Genomic DNA, 18,061 nt, shown 5'->3' with positions numbered 1-18,061 from the left:
ATGATAGACTTTCTTTGGAAGATCTAGTAATGCGTGACATAGGGTTACGCATATTAAAGCAACAAAGAAGAGAGGAGAAGGTATCATGGGAGTCCTCAAGAAGCTTCTGTTCGGAAAGTTCACGCTGAGGGTGTTCGAGGGTCTCATCAGCAAAGTGCGAAACGAGGGGGTTCCGATCACGCCCGACATCATCAAGGTCATCTTGGTGATGGCGGTGTCTTTCTGGACGAGGGTCACCGTCCGGGATGACGCGGCTGGGGAACTGATGCAGATCCTTGCCAACAACAAGGGGCGTGAGGAGCTCATCGAGGCAGACACGAAGCGGGCGGACGCTCAAATCGCCGTGCTCGAGAACAGGATCGCCGAAATTCGGGACTCGGCAGGGAGGCGCAAGAGAGCTCTTGTCCTGGAAAGCGAGGGCGACAATCTCCGCGCCGAGAAGATCGGGGAGGCTCTTCGCCTCTTCAACTCCAGTGGCGCCTAAGGGAGGCTCCACACCCTGAAAAAGTCCGGGAAAAAGCCATGAGCTTGAAGCTCTCGGCTTTGCCCGGCCGCCCCACCTCCGTGGGGCGCTTTTTTATTTTCTAAAAACTGTCAAAACTAAATTTTGGCGGGAACAAAAAAGACGGATTTTTCATAAGTCGTTATTCATGTCCGGAAAATCATACCCTGATGGGGGACTTGACAGATTCTGTGGGTTTGCTATAATGGCTGCAGTTTGAAAAGAGGAGCAGTTCGTCCAGTTTGAAGGGGCCTACAGGGAGTTCCCTTTGGATCGGCCAATCCGAAGGAGCCAAGCACTCTTGTCTGCTTGGTGAAGCCCTGCTGCGATGGCTGCTAGCCCATAGGCAGCTCCCCACCGCGGCCTCGATGTTTTGCGGTGGCGGAATTGGAGATAAGGAGGCATAACGTCATCTGGAGAAGGCTTCGGAGCGCCTCCGGGGGAGAATTGAACCTGACAGAGGGGTTCAACTTCCCCCAAGTTCTTTTTTCCGGAGCGTCTGGTAATACGGGGAATTGACTCCCCGACAGGCGTTCCGAGGGGGACCCCTGAGGGCCGCCCGAAAGCGCGGAACCTCACGGATCCCCTGCCGCCGTAAGGCCCGCCAAGCTGAGTCTTGGCTGCTGCGCGATACCCGCGGAAGACGTTCCGCAAAAAAAGGGCCGCAGCAGGGCTGGCGGCATTGTAAGCCCGTCTTCCTGGGAACAGGAGGGCGGGCTTTTTTTATTTTAAAACCAACAATAATGGCAAGAGCTAAGCTCTTGCCATTAAAATTTTTAATCTCTCCATTGTTCCAATTTAACCAGAAGCGAATAAGCGGCGCAACCAAGCGCCGGCCATAAAAGAAGGAATCCGATGCCCGATGGCCAAACCTCCCAAAAAAGTTTATCGGAGAATACCGTTTCCGGATACAAAACAAAGGTCAGGAGGAGAAATAATATAGCAGCCGAATGAAATCCCATTTTAAGTTTACCCGCATAATTGGCTTTTACATTTTTGTCCGGCTTTTTATACACCCAAGTCCTTTCAAAAGTTGAGGCCGCATCGCCTAAAAAAAGTATAAAAAGTGTAAAAAACGCGGTCCAACCGATTGTAAAAACCAGAGCGGCTGAATAAGACCAGTTAAGCGCTTTGTCGGCCAAAGGATCGAGATAAGCGCCGAAACGTGTTCCGCCGTATTTTTTAGCCAGCCGGCCATCAAGCCAATCCGTAAATAAAAAAACCAGATAAAAAATCGCAAAGGCCTTAAAAGACCAGAATGTTTCAAGGTCGGGATAAGCTCCGGGGAATTTTAAAATCAGATACAGAAAAAATGCCGTAATCGGGCCGAAAATAAGTCTTACCAAACTTAAGTAATCTGCGGGTTTCATTATTCGCTTTCTCCATTTGCAAAAATCATTCGCTTCTTTCGTCAAATTATCACCGCTGTATTTGAAAGTCAAAAGCCCGCCGGTAAGATGCCGGCGGGCGGAAATGCGCTTAATTTTTTTAAAGGGATTTGATGCCATGCCATTGCCCGTCTTTCGCTGACAGAACGGAAAAGTTTTGATATCCTTCTCTGAATAAAACGGAAAGGGGTTTGGCTTCAGAAAAACGATTGTCCAAAAACACAAGTCCCTTGTCAAAATTGACACATAAAACGGCGTGATTGAATTCATATTCGCTGTCGGGTCTTAATTTGCCGCCGATGGGCGCGAAGCACACCGCTCGCCGCAAAATTTTCTCATCCCATCCAAGTTTTTTCAGAATTAGACGAAACGCCGCCATAAAATCGTCGCAGTCGCCGCGCCAAGCGCCGTTTTGAAAAACAGGCAGTCCCCAATGTTCGGCTTGATCGCGAGTCACAGAATCTTCCGTCCAGACCACGTGATCCAAAACAAAAGCCAAAACGGCGTTAAGCTCGCGGCCCAAATCCGGACGATAAATAACCTTAGGGCCCAGAAAATTCCCTTCTCCGGATTCAAAACCGATACTTACATCTCTTTTATGGGCAATTTGCCCTGACTGCAGCCAGCCGGCAACAACTTCTTCAAACTTCATTTCTTAAACCCTCCTCTGACGCAGTCCTCGTCAGCTACTTCGCTGGAAGGACTGATACAGCTTTGAATGAATCCTGGCGGAGCCGCTCTCCACCCGCCGTCACCAAACGATTCTTCTTTTCGCGTTCCCCAGTCGATGGGGTCGGAGGGCTTTTGCGCGCCGCATCCGAAAAGAAAAACCAAAACCAAAAGGATGCCGACGCAATTTCTCAACCGGCGAAACATAGGGCTCTCCTTCCTCTTAAAAGGGTTTATTTGTCAGGGAACGACAACGCCTTTTAACTGCTCAAATTATAACACAACTATATCTATTTTGCAAGCACTATATTTACCAACCGATTTCTGGCCACGATTATCTTTTGAGGATTTTTTCCGCCAAGGAATTCTTTTATCTTCGGGAGATTCAACGTTTGTATTTTAATTTCTTCATCCGAGTCCTTAGATGATATTTCAAATTTTTCGCGGACTTTTCCGTTGATCTGCACAATTATCGTTTTCATCTCCTCTTTAATTTTTGATTCGTCGTATTCGGGCCATTTTGATGTATGAATACTTTCTGACTCCCCCAATTTATGCCAGAGCTCTTCTACAAGAAACGGAGCGAAGGGCGCGAGAAGTTTCAAAAATATTTTAAAACTTTTTTCGTCGCATCCGTTTTCAAACGAGCTTAATAAAATCATCAATTGGGAAATCGCGGTATTGTAATGAAGTTTCTCAATATCATCTCCGATTTTTTTAATTGATTGATTCAGTATGATTTCTAATTTGGGATTTTGCCCGGTCATTCGACCGGGCACCCCGTCGGATGACGGGGTGATTTTTTCTTTCAACTTCCAGACCCTATTCAAAAACCTGACAGCGCCCGCGATGCTTTCATCTCTAAAATCTCCGCCCTCGTCAAACGGCCCCAAAAACATCAAATACATTCTAAGAGTATCCGCGCCGAATTTATTTATATAATCGTCGGGATTCACCACATTGCCTTTTGACTTGGACATTTTCGCGCCGTCTTTTATTAAAAGTCCATGCGCGCGGAACTTTTTGAATGGCTCGTCAAAATCAATCAAACCCCAATCATAAAAAACTTTGGTTAAAAATCTTGTGTATAAAAGATGCAAAACGGCGTGCTCGGCGCCTCCGATATACATATCCACGGGAAGCCAGCGCTTCGCGAGCTTCCGGCTAAAAGCTTCTTGCTTATTTTCGTGGTCAATATATCTGAAAAAATACCAGGCCGAATCCAAAAAAGTGTCTGAAACATCCGTTTCCCTTCGTGCTTCCCCGCCGCATTTCGGGCATTTCGCTTTTACGAATTCTTCAACTGTCGCCAGCGGAGATTTATCCGTTCCTGTCGGACGAAAATTCTTTATGTCCGGCAGTAAAACAGGCAGGTCTTTTTCCGGCACGGGTTGCCAACCGGCATTTTTCTTGCCCGCCGAAGCCGCCTCCTTCGCCGAAGTAGCTACGAAGGCCGAGTTGGCGCAGGCGGGGCAAAAAATCATCGGGATTGGAGGCCCCCAGTAACGCTGGCGGGATATAAGCCAATCGCGAAGATGATATTGACTTTTTATTTCCCCGCCAACAAATTTAGTAATCTCCCGCTTTGCTTTCTCTGAATCCATTCCATCAAAAACGCCGGAATTAACCAATTCCCCCCGTCCTTGATACGCCAGCTCAAAACCCAGAAAACGCTTTACGCCAATAACATTGTATTCATGGGTTATTGATCTTATAAGTTCTTCTCCGCTCATCCATACTGGCTCCAACTTCTCCTTTTCTTCAATACTTCGCTCCGTCTGGTTTTCGTCAACCAACTCAAGCAGTACAGGCTGATCCAATCTATGTCTCCATACATTTTTGTTCTCAGCAAAAAAATGCATTGTAACCTCACCGCCTAATTTTTTTACCGGTCTTACTCTGTGCCCAGTTTCTTCAAATACTTCGCGAACCGCTGTTTCTTCTGCCGTCTCCCCTTCGTCAATTCCGCCTATAGGCAAAGACACCCAATTAAATTTATTCCACTTCACGACTAAAAACTTACCATCGCTTTTTCTTTGGACTATAGCCGTAACAGTCCTTCTAAACTCCGCGCCTTCGTGTGGCTCCCCGTAGACCGGCCGAATAACTTCCCTAACTTCTAGCCCGAATTTCTGTGCAAACTCAAAATCGCGCTGGTCATGCGCCGGAACTGCCATAATCGCGCCAGTGCCATAGCCCGCCAAAACATAGTCTGCAATCCATATTGGTATTTCTTCTTTCGTTGCCGGATTTATTGCCTTAATTCCTTTCAATTCTACTCCCGTTTTTCCTTGCTCCGCCGAAGCTTTATGCGAAGGCGAGTCGCCCCTTTCGGCAATTCTTTCTTCTTCGGTTTTTGCCTTGGATTTTTCTATATAATTTCGGATTTCGGATTTGTTTAGGATTTCGGATTTAGAATTTAGGATTTCTTGTGTAAGCCACGGATGTTCCGGGCTTAACACAAGGTATGTTGCTCCAAATAAAGTATCCGGCCTCGTCGTAAAAACCTCTGTTTCAACTTTTAGCTGTAAGCTCTTAGCTTTTAGCGGAAATTTTATTAACGCTCCTTCTGACTTCCCAATCCAATTTTTCTGGGCAATCTTAATTCGTTTGGACCAATCTATTTTTTCAATATCATTCAAAAGCCGCTCGGCGTAATCCGTAATTTTAAAAAACCATTGCTCAAGTTCTTTTTTAATTACTTTTGTCCCGCACCTTTCGCACTCGCCCGCAAGCACCTGTTCATCGGCTAAAACCGTTAAACATTGCGCGCACCAATTAACGCTGGCTTTTTTGCGATAGGCGAGCCCCCGCTTAAACATCTGAACAAAAATCCACTGGGTCCATTTGTAATATTCGGGGTCGTATGTCTCAAGCCGTTCATCCCAAGAAAATCCGTTGCCAATCATTTTCAACTGCTCGTAAAATCTTTTTTCTGTCTCTTGCGCCAGTTTTTTGGGGTGTTTGCCGATTTTTAAGGCGTAATTTTCCGAATGAATCCCGAAACCGTCAAGGCCGATTGGCTCAAAAACATCCTTGCCCTCCATTCTTTTTTTCCGGCCATAAATATCCGCGCCGGTAAACGCGTACATATTGCCCACATGAAGCCCCTCGGCCGAAGGATACGGAAACATCATCAGGTTGTAGAAGGGCTTTTTGGCCTTGTCTAAATCCGGTTTACCCCGAGCGAAGTCGAGGGGCTCGTAAGTTTTATCCTTAAGCCACTTTTCCGACCACTTCTTTTCTATTTTATTGAAATCGTAATCAGGCATTTATTTAGTTATTTTAACTACTCCGCCGCCGATTGACAATAAAAAAAACGGCGTTAAGATAAAGACGGTTTTTGACAACTCCGACGCTAGCAAGACAAGGTCGGAGCTAAAAAGGAGGAATAAGATGAGTTCTGTTCGTGAGCGCATTCAGAGACAGCTTTCAGGCAAGGTTTATCCGAATCCGTCTGACCCTGAAACGGCGAAAAAACTTGCTGACGGGATTAAACAATTCGAGCAAGATTATCTTGGAAGCTATTTTCCGTGGATTCTCAGCGGCACTAAATACGTGCCGGCAAGCTTTTTTACAACCGTTGATCCAAACTCGCCGGCAGCAAATCCACATATAATAGGGAAATTTGAACAATATTTTCCTTGGAGTATTAATCCACATACTGAAGCTATTCGCGATGCCGGGCGCAGATTTTTTGAAAAAAATCCTTGGCCGAAGCGAGTAGAACTTCTTGAAATGATTTCGCGAGTGGTCAAAGAGCGTTTCTGGCTTTTGTGTGCCGCGAAAATGTACGAGACGGGGCAATCCGTTGCCGAAGCCATAGGTGAAACAGACGAAGAAGTTGATTTTCCTCTTGTAAACGCGATGTATCTTGAAGAACTTAACCGCGACTTGCTGATTCCAAGTCCGAAGTTTGCTAGCGACCTAAACGGAAAGTGTTTTTTCCCGCACGGCGTGTTTCTTGATGTTGAACCGTTCAATTTCCCCGGCGCTATTCCAATAGATATGGCGACCAAAGCGCTCGCTATGGGCAACGCAGTTATTATGAAGCCGTCGCCAAAAGCATCTCTTTGCGGATATCTTGTCTGGGAAAGCATCAGAGTAGCATTTGAGCGAACGGGTATTGGTTGGGACGGAGTGATTAACTACGCTCCCGGAGGCAAAGAGGTGGTTGACGCGTTTCTTTCGAGTCCCCATGTTTCCGGTCTTTCTTTTACCGGCTCAAGCGAGGTCTTCAGGGCAATCAGACGAAACTACAGGGACTTTCTTCGCTATGGATATCACGGCAAAGCGGAACTTGTTTACGGTTCGGCCGAAACAAGCGGCGTAAACATTTTTGTCGTTTGTGAAGATGCCGACCCAATTCATGCCGCGAAGGAATATGTAAAATCATTCATCGGACGTTCGGGGCAGAAGTGTTCCTCGGCGCGAATCGCGTTTGTGGACCGAAATATTCAGACGCAATTTATGCAAACGACGCTGGAACAGCTGGAACAAATTCGCTATGGTGATGTCAAGCAGGGCACTTACCTGGGAGCAATGATTACTGTTGAGGCCAAAAACTCATTAGCTGAAAAGATAGAGGAGCTCGAGCATTTGGGTATAGTATTTAAACTTTATCAGAAAAAAATTGATGAGGTTTCGGCAAGCGACTTTCCGCCAACGGTCTTAATGCTTCATGGATCAATAGATAATAGATATGCGACATGGAAAGTTATGAACACCGAATTTTTCGGTCCCGTAAGCACGGTTGTGCCGTTCGGCAACCTGGACGAAGTGGAACAGATGTGCAAGCGTACGGAGTTCGCGCTTACGGGCTCCGTATTCTGCCGAGACCTTGAAGCATTGAAGCGAATGATGAGCGTAATACCTGCCGGAAACTTGTACTGGAACAGGAAATGCACCGGCGCGCTTGTTGAAACGGAATGTTTCGGCGGTCTGCGCTCGGCATCTTCACCAAACGGCGTAAAAGGTAAAAATGCGCTGGCGCTCTTTGGATCTCAACAGACATTTTCCGGTTTTTATCCGGCGGGAGCTGATGAGGAATACAGGAAAGCCGCACAAGAGGTTTTGGCGCGAGGCGGCATGAATCTTTCCAAACAATAAGTTTGGTCCAAGTCGGACTTGGACCACTTTGCAAACCCAGCTCCGACGAATTGTCGGAGCTTTTTGTTTTACTCCGGTAACATATTTTTAACAATTGTTAAAAATGTGTTACTTTCAAAACTTCAGGTTAAAAACTCTTTTGGCGTTTTGGGCGGTGATTTCGGCAATTTCCTCAAATGACTTTTCGCGAAGCTCTGCCAGACGTTTGGCGACTTCGCGAACATATAGCGGCTCGTTTCGTTTACCGCGATACGGAACGGGCGCGGCATATGGAGCGTCGGTCTCAATTAAAATTGAGTCAAGCGGCAAAAATTTTACCACTTCGTCATACATATCAGTAATGGTAATGACGCCGGAAAAAGAAAACGAAAAGCCGATTTCCAGGAATTTTTCGGCAATATCTTTGGAACCGACGAAAAAATGCACATTTCCTCCGATTTTATCGCCTCCTTCTTCTTTTAAAACCCGAAGCATGTCCAGATACGCGTCATCCGAATAGGATTTGCTTGCCCCTCGTAGCTTTAGCGAAGAGGGGGCGGAATTTTGCGATGGCCGGCAGTGAAGCATAAGTGGTTTGCCCACTTTTTTGGCGAGTCCAACTTGCGCGCGAAAAATTTTTTCCTGTTTGACGCGGCTTTCGGGAGTCGCGTCCGCCTTCGCCAAGACTTTGACGGACAAGCGATAGTAATCAAATCCGCACTCGCCTATTGCGACAGCTTTCGGATGGACAGCTAATTTTTCATAATCCTCAAAATTAAAATCCTCGGATAAGTCAGTCGGATGCAAACCGACAGTCGCCCAAAAACCGTCATAATGTTCCGCGAGCTTAATCGCACTTTCGGACATTTTTAAATCCGTCCCGACATTAATGCATAATATCCCGCCATCAAGAGTCCTTTTTATCACTTCCTCGCGGTCTTCGTCAAAGTCCTTGAATTGCAAATGGGCGTGTGAGTCAATCAACATGCCAAAAATTAAGAAATTCTCAAAAACAGCGGCTCGTCAAGTTTCACCCGAACCTCGCGCCACTCTTCTTTTGACCCAAAATCAACGCCAAAGGCCTTAAATATCTTTTCGGAGGTCTCCGGCATAAACGGCTTAAGCATCCAGCCAACGCTTAAAGCGCCGTAAGCCAGATTCCACAAAATAACTTTGGTTTTTTCCGGTTCGATCTTTATGAGTTTAAACGGCTCGTAGGCTTGAATATATAAATCAAGTTCCGCTATCAGCGACCAAACCAAATCAAGGGCGGATTTTAACTGATAATCTTCCATTGATTTGTCATAGGCCGGCCAAACCACCCGATCAATAAAATAAGGCGGGGAAACCAGCTCCAGTTTCGCGCCCTCATCTTCAGACCTGAAAAAAGAGGCGCGTTTTTTCATAGGAACGGCGGATATTTCGGCGTCAGACGGCTTTTGTAAAACGCCGCCGAAATATTGCTCTATCATTTTCACTACTCGGCTCACATAATTCCCAAGGCCGTTGGCCAAATTGGCGTTATAAGCCTCTATGAATTTTTCTTCGGTTAAATCGCCGTCCTCGTGCGTCAGGATTTCGCGCAGAAGATAATAACGGAGCGGATCACGCCCGTGTCGTTCAATAAAATCAATCGGGTCAATGACATTGCCGAGTGTTTTGGACATTTTCCGCCCGCCGACCTTAATAAAGCCGTGAACGAAAATTCCCTTGGGCAAAGGAAGCCCCGCGGAGAGAAGCATGCCGGGCCAGATTAAAGCGTGAAAGCGCAAAATATCTTTGCCCAAAACATGCAAATCGGCCGGCCAGAATTTCTTGAATTTTTCCAAATTTTCAGAACCGAAGCCGAGCGCGGTTATGTAGTTAGCCAGGGCGTCCGACCAGACATACATTGTTTGCGCGGCATCTCCGGGGACGGGCACTCCCCAGGAAATATCTTTTGACGGCCGAGAAAAACTTACATCTTCCAGACCCCCTTCAATAAAAGCCAGCATTTCATTCCGGCGCGATTCGGGGTATATCCGCAACTCACCCGAAGAAAGCGCTTTTTTTATTTCTTGAGTAAAGCGTGAGAGGCGGAAAAAATAATTTTCTTCTTCTATAATTTCCGGCTCCGCGTCGTGGTCGGCGCACTTGCCTCCAATCAAGTCCTTTTGGGTCACAAAGGCCTCATGCCCCACGCAGTAAAGACCGCGATATTTTTTTTTATAAATATCTCCCGACGCTTCAAGTTTTTTCCAGAGTTCCTGCGCTCCGGGGAAATGGCGGATTTGGTCTGAAGTGCGTATGAAATCATCAGCTGAAATTCCGAGATCTGAAACAAGTTTTTTAAAAATAGACGCGTTTGTATCCGCGAACTCCTTTATATCTTTTCCCGCTTTTTGGGCGGCGCGGATGTTTTTGGCGCCATGTTCATCGGTCCCCGTAAGAAAATAAACCTCCCGCCCCTTAAGTTTGTGCCAGCGGGCGATGGCGTCCGCCTGAACCAACTCCAAAGCAAAACCGACATGCGGTCGCGCGTTAACATAAGCTATGGCCGTAGTTATATAAAATTTCTCGGACATCAGCCAATCTGCTTCCTTGCGGCTATATCATTTAAAAACTCCACCAAAACCACTGCCACCGGCACCGCGAGTAAAAGACCGAAAAAACCTCCGAGCTTTCCTCCGACGATTAAAGCCAAAACTACCAGGATCGGAGGAACCCCTACCGCCTTCTTGAAAAGCACGGGCACAATAAGATGATTTTCAAATTGCTGAACTATGAAATAAAAAATTATAACCATAAGACCCAGAGCCGGGCTCTGCAAAAAAGCCAAAAGAACCGCCGGAATCGCGGCAAGTATCGGTCCGAAAACCGGAAGAATCTCAAAGATGGCCGCGATAATCGCGAGAGACAAAGCAAATTTAATCTGCAAAATAGTCAAACCGATAAAAACCAAAACTCCTACCAGCACTCCTAAAAGTATTTGGGACTGCATCCACGAGCCCATTTTGCGCCGAACCCGCGACCATAAATCCAACACATATCTCTCATATTCAAGCGGAACAACAATCTTTAAAAAACCCTCAATACCTCTTTCCTGCACCGAGAGATAAAAAGATATGACAACAATTAAAATAAAAGAGAGGGCGCCGCCGAACAGGGCAGAGGTTGCTTGAAAAAATCCTCCGGCCAATTTTTCAACATAAACTCTGGAGTTCTCAATAAATCCGGTTATTACGCCGGATATGGAGGCCGGCAGCTGCGGCGCGATGTTAAAAAACGCTCCGGAAGCGCTCTTAATCAGCGATTCCGAAGAAACCGCGGAAATTTCGGCAAAAAGCGGAGGAATAATCAGGGAAAAAGCGGATGCCACAAGAGAAAAAACAATAATGTAGACCAAAAGCACGCCAAGAACCCTCGGAAGGCGATAACGCATAAACCACTGGGCTGCCGGCTCAACAGCCGACGCAATCACTACGGAAAAAAGAATTACCGCGACGACATCCCGTATAAAATACAGAAAAACAAATCCCAAAATCAAAAGTATGGCGCGAAGAAACGTGCCGGTTGAAATTTCTATTTTAGTCAGGTTTGGCATTAAAATTTCTTAAGAAGAGAGATATAGTCGCCGGATTCCTTGTGCGGACCGATGACCGCCAAATTTATTTTGGCCGGCCGGAAAAGCTCTCTAATCACTCTCATAATATCATTTCTGCTTACTTTTTCAATATCCTTAAAAATCTCCCGGGGCATTTTTATTTTTTTGTAAAAAAGCGCCTGCTCACCGAAAAAAGAAGCAATCTCGTCGGAGGACTCAAAAGAAAGCGCCATTGTTCCGCGGAGATAATCTTTGGCGAACTTAATTTCTTCGTTTGACACGCCATTTTCTTTGAGGTCTTTAAAAATTTCAATTATCTTCTTAATCACTCTCGGCAATTCCGAGTGAGGTATGCCGGCGTTAGATATGAGATAGCCGGAATCGGTGTATTGCTGGGCCGCCGCGCGCACATAATAAGCCAGCCCCAGCTTTTCGCGAATTTCGTCAAACAAACGGCTTGAAGTGTTGCCTCCGAGGATCACGCTCAAAAGGCCGAGAGCGTAACGCCTCCGGTCATACATATCGTAACCGCGAAAACCCAAAGCCAGATGGGTCTGGTCGGTTTTTTTAAATTCAAATTTTATGGCGGGCCTGATTTGACTTTCTTTGACTTTCTTTTTTGGATTCGGATGGCCGTGCTTGAATTTTTTAAAGATTCCGGCGATTTTTGATTCCGCCGACTTTTGGTCAATATTTCCGGCTGCTATTACTAAAGTGTTTGCGGCCACATATTGCCCCTCTTTATAACCGATAATTTCTTCTCTTTTTATCCTGCGTATGGTCGCGGGCGGGCCGGCTATATCCCATCCGGCGGGCTGGTCGCCGTACAAAAGATCTTCCCAAACCGTAAATATTTTTCTTTGCGGCATATCCTCGTACATGCTGATTTCCTGCAAAATTACGCCGCGTTCGCGCTCAATTTCTTCCGCTTTAAATAACGGCTCAAGTAAAATGTCCGAAACAATGTCCAAGGCCGCGTCAAAATGCTTGGCCGCGGCTTTAACCCAGTAGCCGGTAACTTCCTGTGAAGTGAAGGCGTTATGCTCCGCGCCCAAACGATCCAAATCCCGATGCACATCGCCGGCGTTCGGACGATGCTCGGTGCCTTTGAAAAAAAGATGTTCCAAAAAATGCGATATGCCGTTAGTTCCTTTAGTTTCATATTTTGAGCCGGTGCCGACCAAAACCAAAATAGTCATCGCTTCCGTCCCCGACATGGGTGCGGTAATTATTTTTAATCCGCTTGGCAGAATTTTTTTATAAAATTTCATATTTTAAATATTATCATGGCCGGTAAAAAAATAAAAATGGGCGCGTGACATAACGCGCCCCTGCAAAAACTCACTCTACGTCTATGTTAAGAATCAGCTCGCCATTTTCTTTAATATAACCCTTAAGATTATAACTCATGCCGTCTTCGCGAAAACCAACACCCTTTCCGACATTTCCGCGATATGTTTTTGTGGCTCCGCTCGGATCCGTCTTTTTAATAATAATTCTTTCAACACCCGTGGCTCTGACAAGTTCTACATGCCGCGAGGACCGATCCGCGGCCCTCACTTCACTTTCAGAAAACGGCGTAAAGAAATAATTATTCAGCCAACCAAGAAAAATAATCGCGCCAAACCATAAGCCCAGAATTTTAAGCTGACGCCGGCCTAAACGGCCGTCTTTTGCGCGATACCTATATCTGATATGATATTTCGTCCGCCTTATCTTTCTTTTCATCCCGTTTTCTCCGAGTTTCTCAAGTCGCGCTTCTTTTTAAATTATACAACTGATTTATTCAGCGTAAAACGCTCAAAAAATGCGTCTCCAAATCTTTTATCGCAAAACGCTCCTGTTTTCCCGAATCGCGATCACGGACGGTTACGGTATCGTCTTCCAAAGTTTGGTAGTCAATCGTTACGCACCAAGGCGTTCCGATTTCGTCTTGCCGGCGGTAGCGTTTGCCTATGTTGCCGTTATCGTCAAACTCAACCGCGCCAAACTCTTTTCTCAAATTTTGATAAACCTCGCGGGCTTTTTTGACTAAATCGGGTTTATTTTTCACTAACGGGAAAACAGCGATTTTTACCGGAGCAATGCTCGGTTTTAATTTTAAATAAGTCCGCGGCTCTCCTCCAAAGTCATCTTCGGCGTACGCCGAAACCAAAACCGCAAGAATCGTCCGGCCCAAACCGAAAGTCGGCTCAACAACATGCGGAACGAATTTTTCGCCGCTTTGAGGGTCGGCGTACCTTAAATCAACTCCGGATTCCTTCATATGGCGCGATAAATCGTAGTCCGCGCGATAAGCCAAACCATAAAGTTCTTTTGTGCCGAAGGGATAATCAAACTCAAAATCAACCGTCCGTTTTGAATAATGGGCGCGATCATTCTCCGGCACCTCAATTTCATGAACCATGCTCTCATCAATTCCGACACTCGCAATCCAAGACAGCATCTCTTTACGCCAACGCTCAAAATGCTCCGGCCATTCTTTTTCGCGGCAAAAATATTCAAACTCCATCAAATCGAATTCCCTTACACGAAAAAGAAAATCGCGCGGAGAAATTTCGTTTCTATACGCCTTGCCGATCTGGGCAATGCCGAAAGGGAGAGCCGCGCGCGTCGTATCCAAAACATTTTTAAAATTAACAAACATTCCTTGAGCGATCTCCGGACGCAAATATACTTCTCCGGTTTTAAACATAAGATTAAACTGCCGCGAGTTTCCGAGTTTACCGCCGCATTCCGGGCATTTCTTTTCGTCTTTCACTTGATCCGCCCGAAAACGCCCTTCGCATTTTTTACATTCAACCATCGGATCGGCAAAATCCTCCAAGTGGCCGCTCGCGCGCCAAACCGCTTCGGGCATTATGGCGGTTGTGGCGATGCCGTACATATCTTCATGACTTTTAACAAAATGATTCCACCACAAATCTTTTATATTGTGAGCTAACTGGGCGCCGTAAGGTCCCAAATCCCAAAAGCCGGCCAGCCCCCCGTAAATTTCAGAGGCCGGATAAACAAATCCGCGCCTTTTGGCGAGCGAAACTATTTTTTCCAATTTATTTTCTGCCATTATGAAAGTCTAATTGTAAGCGGACCGATTAGCAATCAATTATTGAACAATAACGCCGTCGGCCTGTTTGGTTTTAACATCCGACCTTGATATGTCGGTTGTGAGCGACGATTCCGCGTCACTAATCGCATTTCCGGTAAAATCATCTCGGCCGGAAGCCGTGATGTCAAAAAGCAAAACCGGAGACGACCCTATCTGGTCTGCCGACGGAATAATCCCTATCTGAAAAGACGCCTCTCTTGCCGGCTGCGTTATTCCAACGCCGGCTTTTACCGCCCCGGGCTTCCAGACAATTTCGGACTTTGCCGCGTCATAACTTATTTCTTCAACGGCCGGACTAAATACGCCTTTCCAGCGGACATATGCCGGCAGTGACGCTCTGACAATAACGCCGCTGGCATTATTAGACAAATTAGCCAAAGTCCAGACGACGGTATAAACGGTTTCCTGCCCCACGCGCGGAGGTATCGGGCCATAACCGGCCAAAGCCGGCAGATAATAAAAGCCGGCGCTGGATAATTGCAGAGCGGTTTCAATTTTTAATTCAATTTCAAATTTTCCGGAAATGTCGGCGCCCTCAAAACCTTCCGGAAGAAAAGCGGGCTTAATCTCACCTTTCAATTTTACGGTCGGATTCACTAATTGCTTGCGCGATAAAGAAACGGCGTCTAAAATCCTGAATCCGGCATGAGCTTGTCCCGTTGCTCCCGGATCAATTAAAACCAGATCTTTATTGCTTGATGGAGACCAAATAATCTTTTTTTCAAAACCTCGGTATGAACCCGATGAAACCGATATGCTTCGTTCGTCAATCGCGTCTCCCGTCAGTTCAAGCTCTATCGTGGCATTGCGCACCGACTGCAAAAGATTGTTTTTCCAAAAAACATCCGCACTGACAAAATCCCCGCTTTTTACCGCCAAAATTTCATCCTGGCCGTTTATCCTGACTCCAAGATCAATGAACATTCGTCTTAGAATAAAAGTGTGGGTTCCGGCGCCGTAGACCAGCAAATTTTTTCCGTCAAGCGCTCCGACTTGAGCCACTACGCTTTTTTGCTCCGAATCCTCTCCTTCAAAAACTCCGGAAACCGTTATGGACCTGGCTTCGCCCGGAGCTAAATCCCCCAAAGCCCAGCGGCTTTGACCCTCAACCGGCGTGGGACGCGCGTTTTTAAAAACGAACCCGACAGGATAAATTACATCCAGCGCCAAGCCGCCGATGATATCCGAGGAATTTGAAACATACCTGATTTCAAAATCCACGACTCGGGCGGCATTTATTTCTTGAGGAGCCGATATTGAAACTCCCACCGGCGAACGGATTATTTTTACGACATTCTTTTCGCTTTTTTCAAAAATCGCGTTAGACCCTTCAGTGCGATACTCCAGCGTTGCCTCAGCTGCGCCTTCAAAATTTTCAGGTCCAAAAACATAAGCGGCAAAAGTCTGACGCGCCACTTCTCCGGCAGGAACCTCTCCGATTGAAACTCTTTCTATTAAAAACTGCCCCGAAAGTTTGCTGACCGGACGTGAGCCGTCGGGATACTTGAAACTTAAATCGGCCAAAACCAATTTGACGCTGTTCTTGTTATGAACAGTTACTTCCCATCGGACCAAATCGCCGCCGGCAACTTCAGCCGGCGCGGAAATAACAACATCAATATTTCGCGAGGATACTGTTCCAAAGCCGCCAAAAAGATAAACCGTGGCTAGAACGGCTAGTCCCAAAACAAAAACTGAAGCAATCCATATAAAAAACTTCATTTTAGAAAATCTTGATTCTTTTAAGAAGCCGGCAATCTCTTCTTCCGGCCGGTTTTCCAGCCACTCGGACCCAACTCTTTCTTTTCTATAAGGAAGCTCTGGCTCACGGAAACGCCCGCGGAAAATCTCGCCTTTTTTATAAAGCCGTTTTTTAAGGCGCCCCAAACTATCCTCATCCATTTAATCATTATAACACCCAAATCGGGCATCAGCCCATACGCATGACTTATTTGCCAAAAAAACAAATAAGAGTTAATATAACGCAGAAAGTCGGCTTGAAAATTGATAAAGGAGGCGCTCGCGCCATGACTCAAAAAACGCTTTCTCGATTTCTATTGGCCGCGCTGTCTTGCCGCGGCGTTAAACATATTTTCGGCGTTCCCGGAGATTACATTCTGGACCTGGTTTACGCTTTAGGCGAACAGTCTGAAATTGCAAATATTACGACGAGAACAGAGGCGGGAAGTGCTTTTGCCGCGAACATCTACGGACGCATAAAAGGCTTGGGAGCATGTTACGGCTCATATAATGTCGGCTGTCTTAATATGCTTTCGGCTGTAACGGATGCTAAAACAAATTTTTGTCCGCTCGTTGTCATTGGTTCTGAAATCGCTTTAAATAAGCGCTCAGAAACTCACTGTCTTTTTCATCATCAGACGCGAATGGGATATTTTGACGACCAGCGAGATAATTTTGTAAACCTTCTCGGTCCCGAACGCACAATCAGCCTTGTGGACCATCGCCGCGCTTGGCGCCAAATTATCAGCATGATTGATATGGCCATGCGCGACAAGCAGCCGGTTTATATCGGAGTTCCGCAGGATATGTGGAATCGACTTATTGAAACGCCGAGATACCTCCCCTCTCCTCCCGCAAAAACTTTGACTTGGCTGCCTGAAAGCAAGTTTCAAAACCTTCTCCAAAGAACAATGTCTTTGCTTGACGATGCCGCAAGGCCCGTAATTCTGATCGGGCATCTCGCCCAACGATTCGGTTTGACAGAATCAATCGCGCGATTTAGCCAAAAGGCTCGCATTCCAGTTATTTCAAGCTTTAATGGCCGCGGTGATTTCCCTCTGACACACCCGCTATTTACAGGCGCATATGTTGGTACCGCAAGCTATCCTGAAATTGCCGGCGTGATGGCGGAAACATCAGATTGTTTAATGGAAATCGGCGTTTATAATTATGAAGTCAACCACGGCCTTAGGGAACCAAAATTGCCAAGGCCCTCGCTTAAAATTGACCTTCCGGAGCGCGCCATTGTTATCGGCAACCACTATGCGACCATATCCGCAAAAGACGCGGTTCATTTTATCAACCTTCTGACGGAGAATGTTTTGCCGAGAGATGATGAAAAAGTTGAATCGTTTGCCGATTATACGGAAAAAGAAACTAAAAATTATCAGAAAACTTTAGTGCGCGCGAGCGACGCTGTTCCCATGCCGATAAAAACGGCCGACATCGCGCCGATCCTGAACGCGTTTTTCAGTAAAAACACGGATATGCCCCTTATAGCTGATACCGGCGACGCAATGATGATCGCTCTTCAAGTATTAAGCCCGGCCGGATACTTCACGTCTTCAAACTACGGAACAATGGGCATCAGCGTCGGCGCGTTCGGCGTTGAGTTTGCCGGCAAAAGGCCGGTTGTTCTTGTCGGCGACGGCGCTTTCTCAATGTGGGAGGGCGAGCTTGGCTCTTTTAAAAAATACGGCCTCTGCCCGATTATTATTGTTCTTAATAATAACGGCTGGGGAATGCTTCGCCATAAAAATCAGAATGCCGAAAGCCTGACGCTGGCACCAATTCATTTTCATCGGCTTGCAAAAGCCATTGATTACGGTCGCGGTTTTCTGGTTTTAACTCCGAATGGATTTGCCGAAGCGCTGCATCAAGCCGCCGAAAGTAAAACGCTTGCCATAATCAATGTGCGGCTTGAACCCGATGATCAGTCGCTCCCCATGCGAAAATTAATTGAATAAAGAAATCCCGCCGAT

Annotated in this window: 14 protein-coding genes; 3 read left to right on the top strand and 11 right to left on the bottom strand. The window is 46.4% G+C overall.

The window, feature by feature from the left end:
• The first annotated feature begins 85 nt into the window (after nt 1-85).
• Entirely contained in the window at nt 86-484 is a 399-nt protein-coding gene (locus HYY55_03960) for a hypothetical protein (GenBank protein QQG46088.1), read from the top strand.
• Nucleotides 485-1,278: 794 nt separating this feature from the next.
• Here the strand turns inward: HYY55_03960 and HYY55_03955 are convergent.
• The 4 genes from HYY55_03955 to HYY55_03940 form a co-directional block, all read right to left on the bottom strand.
• Nucleotides 1,279-2,010, bottom strand: a complete 732-nt coding sequence (locus HYY55_03955) for a CDP-alcohol phosphatidyltransferase family protein (GenBank protein QQG46087.1) — start codon at nt 2,008-2,010, stop codon at nt 1,279-1,281.
• Nucleotides 1,991-2,542, bottom strand: coding sequence for a transglutaminase-like cysteine peptidase (locus HYY55_03950; protein QQG46086.1), 552 nt, complete (start codon nt 2,540-2,542; stop codon nt 1,991-1,993). The genes HYY55_03955 and HYY55_03950 overlap by 20 nt, the downstream gene beginning before the upstream one ends.
• Entirely contained in the window at nt 2,539-2,766 is a 228-nt protein-coding gene (locus HYY55_03945) for a hypothetical protein (protein QQG46085.1), read from the bottom strand. Before HYY55_03945 ends, HYY55_03950 begins: the two co-directional genes overlap by 4 nt.
• Before the next feature lie 83 nt (nt 2,767-2,849).
• Nucleotides 2,850-5,831, bottom strand: a complete 2,982-nt coding sequence (locus HYY55_03940; GenBank protein ID QQG46084.1) for a class I tRNA ligase family protein — start codon at nt 5,829-5,831, stop codon at nt 2,850-2,852.
• Nucleotides 5,832-5,955: 124 nt separating this feature from the next.
• Here HYY55_03940 and HYY55_03935 point away from each other — a divergent pair, with 124 nt between their 5' ends.
• A complete protein-coding gene (locus HYY55_03935) occupies nt 5,956-7,668 on the top strand; it encodes an aldehyde dehydrogenase family protein (protein ID QQG46083.1) in 1,713 nt (570 codons plus the stop codon).
• 114 nt (nt 7,669-7,782) lie between these two features.
• On the opposite strand, the gene HYY55_03930 is transcribed toward HYY55_03935, so the two are convergent.
• The 7 genes from HYY55_03930 to HYY55_03900 all read right to left on the bottom strand — a co-directional run bounded on the left by HYY55_03930 (nt 7,783) and on the right by HYY55_03900 (nt 16,241).
• Nucleotides 7,783-8,634, bottom strand: a complete 852-nt coding sequence (locus HYY55_03930; protein QQG46082.1) for a TatD family hydrolase — start codon at nt 8,632-8,634, stop codon at nt 7,783-7,785.
• Nucleotides 8,635-8,642: 8 nt separating this feature from the next.
• Nucleotides 8,643-10,211: a methionine--tRNA ligase gene (locus HYY55_03925; protein ID QQG46081.1), complete on the bottom strand. Its 1,569-nt coding sequence runs from the start codon at nt 10,209-10,211 to the stop codon at nt 8,643-8,645.
• Nucleotides 10,211-11,230, bottom strand: coding sequence for an AI-2E family transporter (locus tag HYY55_03920; protein QQG46080.1), 1,020 nt, complete (start codon nt 11,228-11,230; stop codon nt 10,211-10,213). The genes HYY55_03925 and HYY55_03920 overlap by 1 nt, the downstream gene beginning before the upstream one ends.
• Nucleotides 11,230-12,501: an insulinase family protein gene (locus tag HYY55_03915; protein ID QQG46079.1), complete on the bottom strand. Its 1,272-nt coding sequence runs from the start codon at nt 12,499-12,501 to the stop codon at nt 11,230-11,232. Before HYY55_03915 ends, HYY55_03920 begins: the two co-directional genes overlap by 1 nt.
• Nucleotides 12,502-12,571: 70 nt before the next feature.
• Nucleotides 12,572-12,958, bottom strand: a complete 387-nt coding sequence (locus HYY55_03910) for a hypothetical protein (protein ID QQG46078.1) — start codon at nt 12,956-12,958, stop codon at nt 12,572-12,574.
• A 58-nt stretch (nt 12,959-13,016) separates the two neighbouring features.
• Complete coding sequence (locus HYY55_03905) at nt 13,017-14,297, bottom strand: glycine--tRNA ligase (GenBank protein QQG46077.1); 1,281 nt, start codon at nt 14,295-14,297, stop codon at nt 13,017-13,019.
• 39 nt (nt 14,298-14,336) lie between these two features.
• Nucleotides 14,337-16,241 carry a hypothetical protein gene (locus HYY55_03900; protein QQG46076.1) on the bottom strand — a complete coding sequence of 635 codons (1,905 nt, stop codon included), beginning with the start codon at nt 16,239-16,241 and terminating at the stop codon, nt 14,337-14,339.
• Nucleotides 16,242-16,282: 41 nt separating this feature from the next.
• Between HYY55_03900 and HYY55_03895 the strand changes: the two genes are divergently transcribed.
• Complete coding sequence (locus HYY55_03895) at nt 16,283-18,046, top strand: thiamine pyrophosphate-binding protein (GenBank protein ID QQG46075.1); 1,764 nt, start codon at nt 16,283-16,285, stop codon at nt 18,044-18,046.
• Nucleotides 18,047-18,061 lie beyond the last annotated feature (15 nt).

The organism is Candidatus Niyogibacteria bacterium, from assembly GCA_016432485.1.
Taxonomy (GTDB): Bacteria; Patescibacteriota; Minisyncoccia; order HO2-45-28; family HO2-45-28; genus HO2-45-28.
Note: the sequence above shows the minus strand (reverse complement) of the source record. Positions and strands in the feature narration are given on the sequence as shown.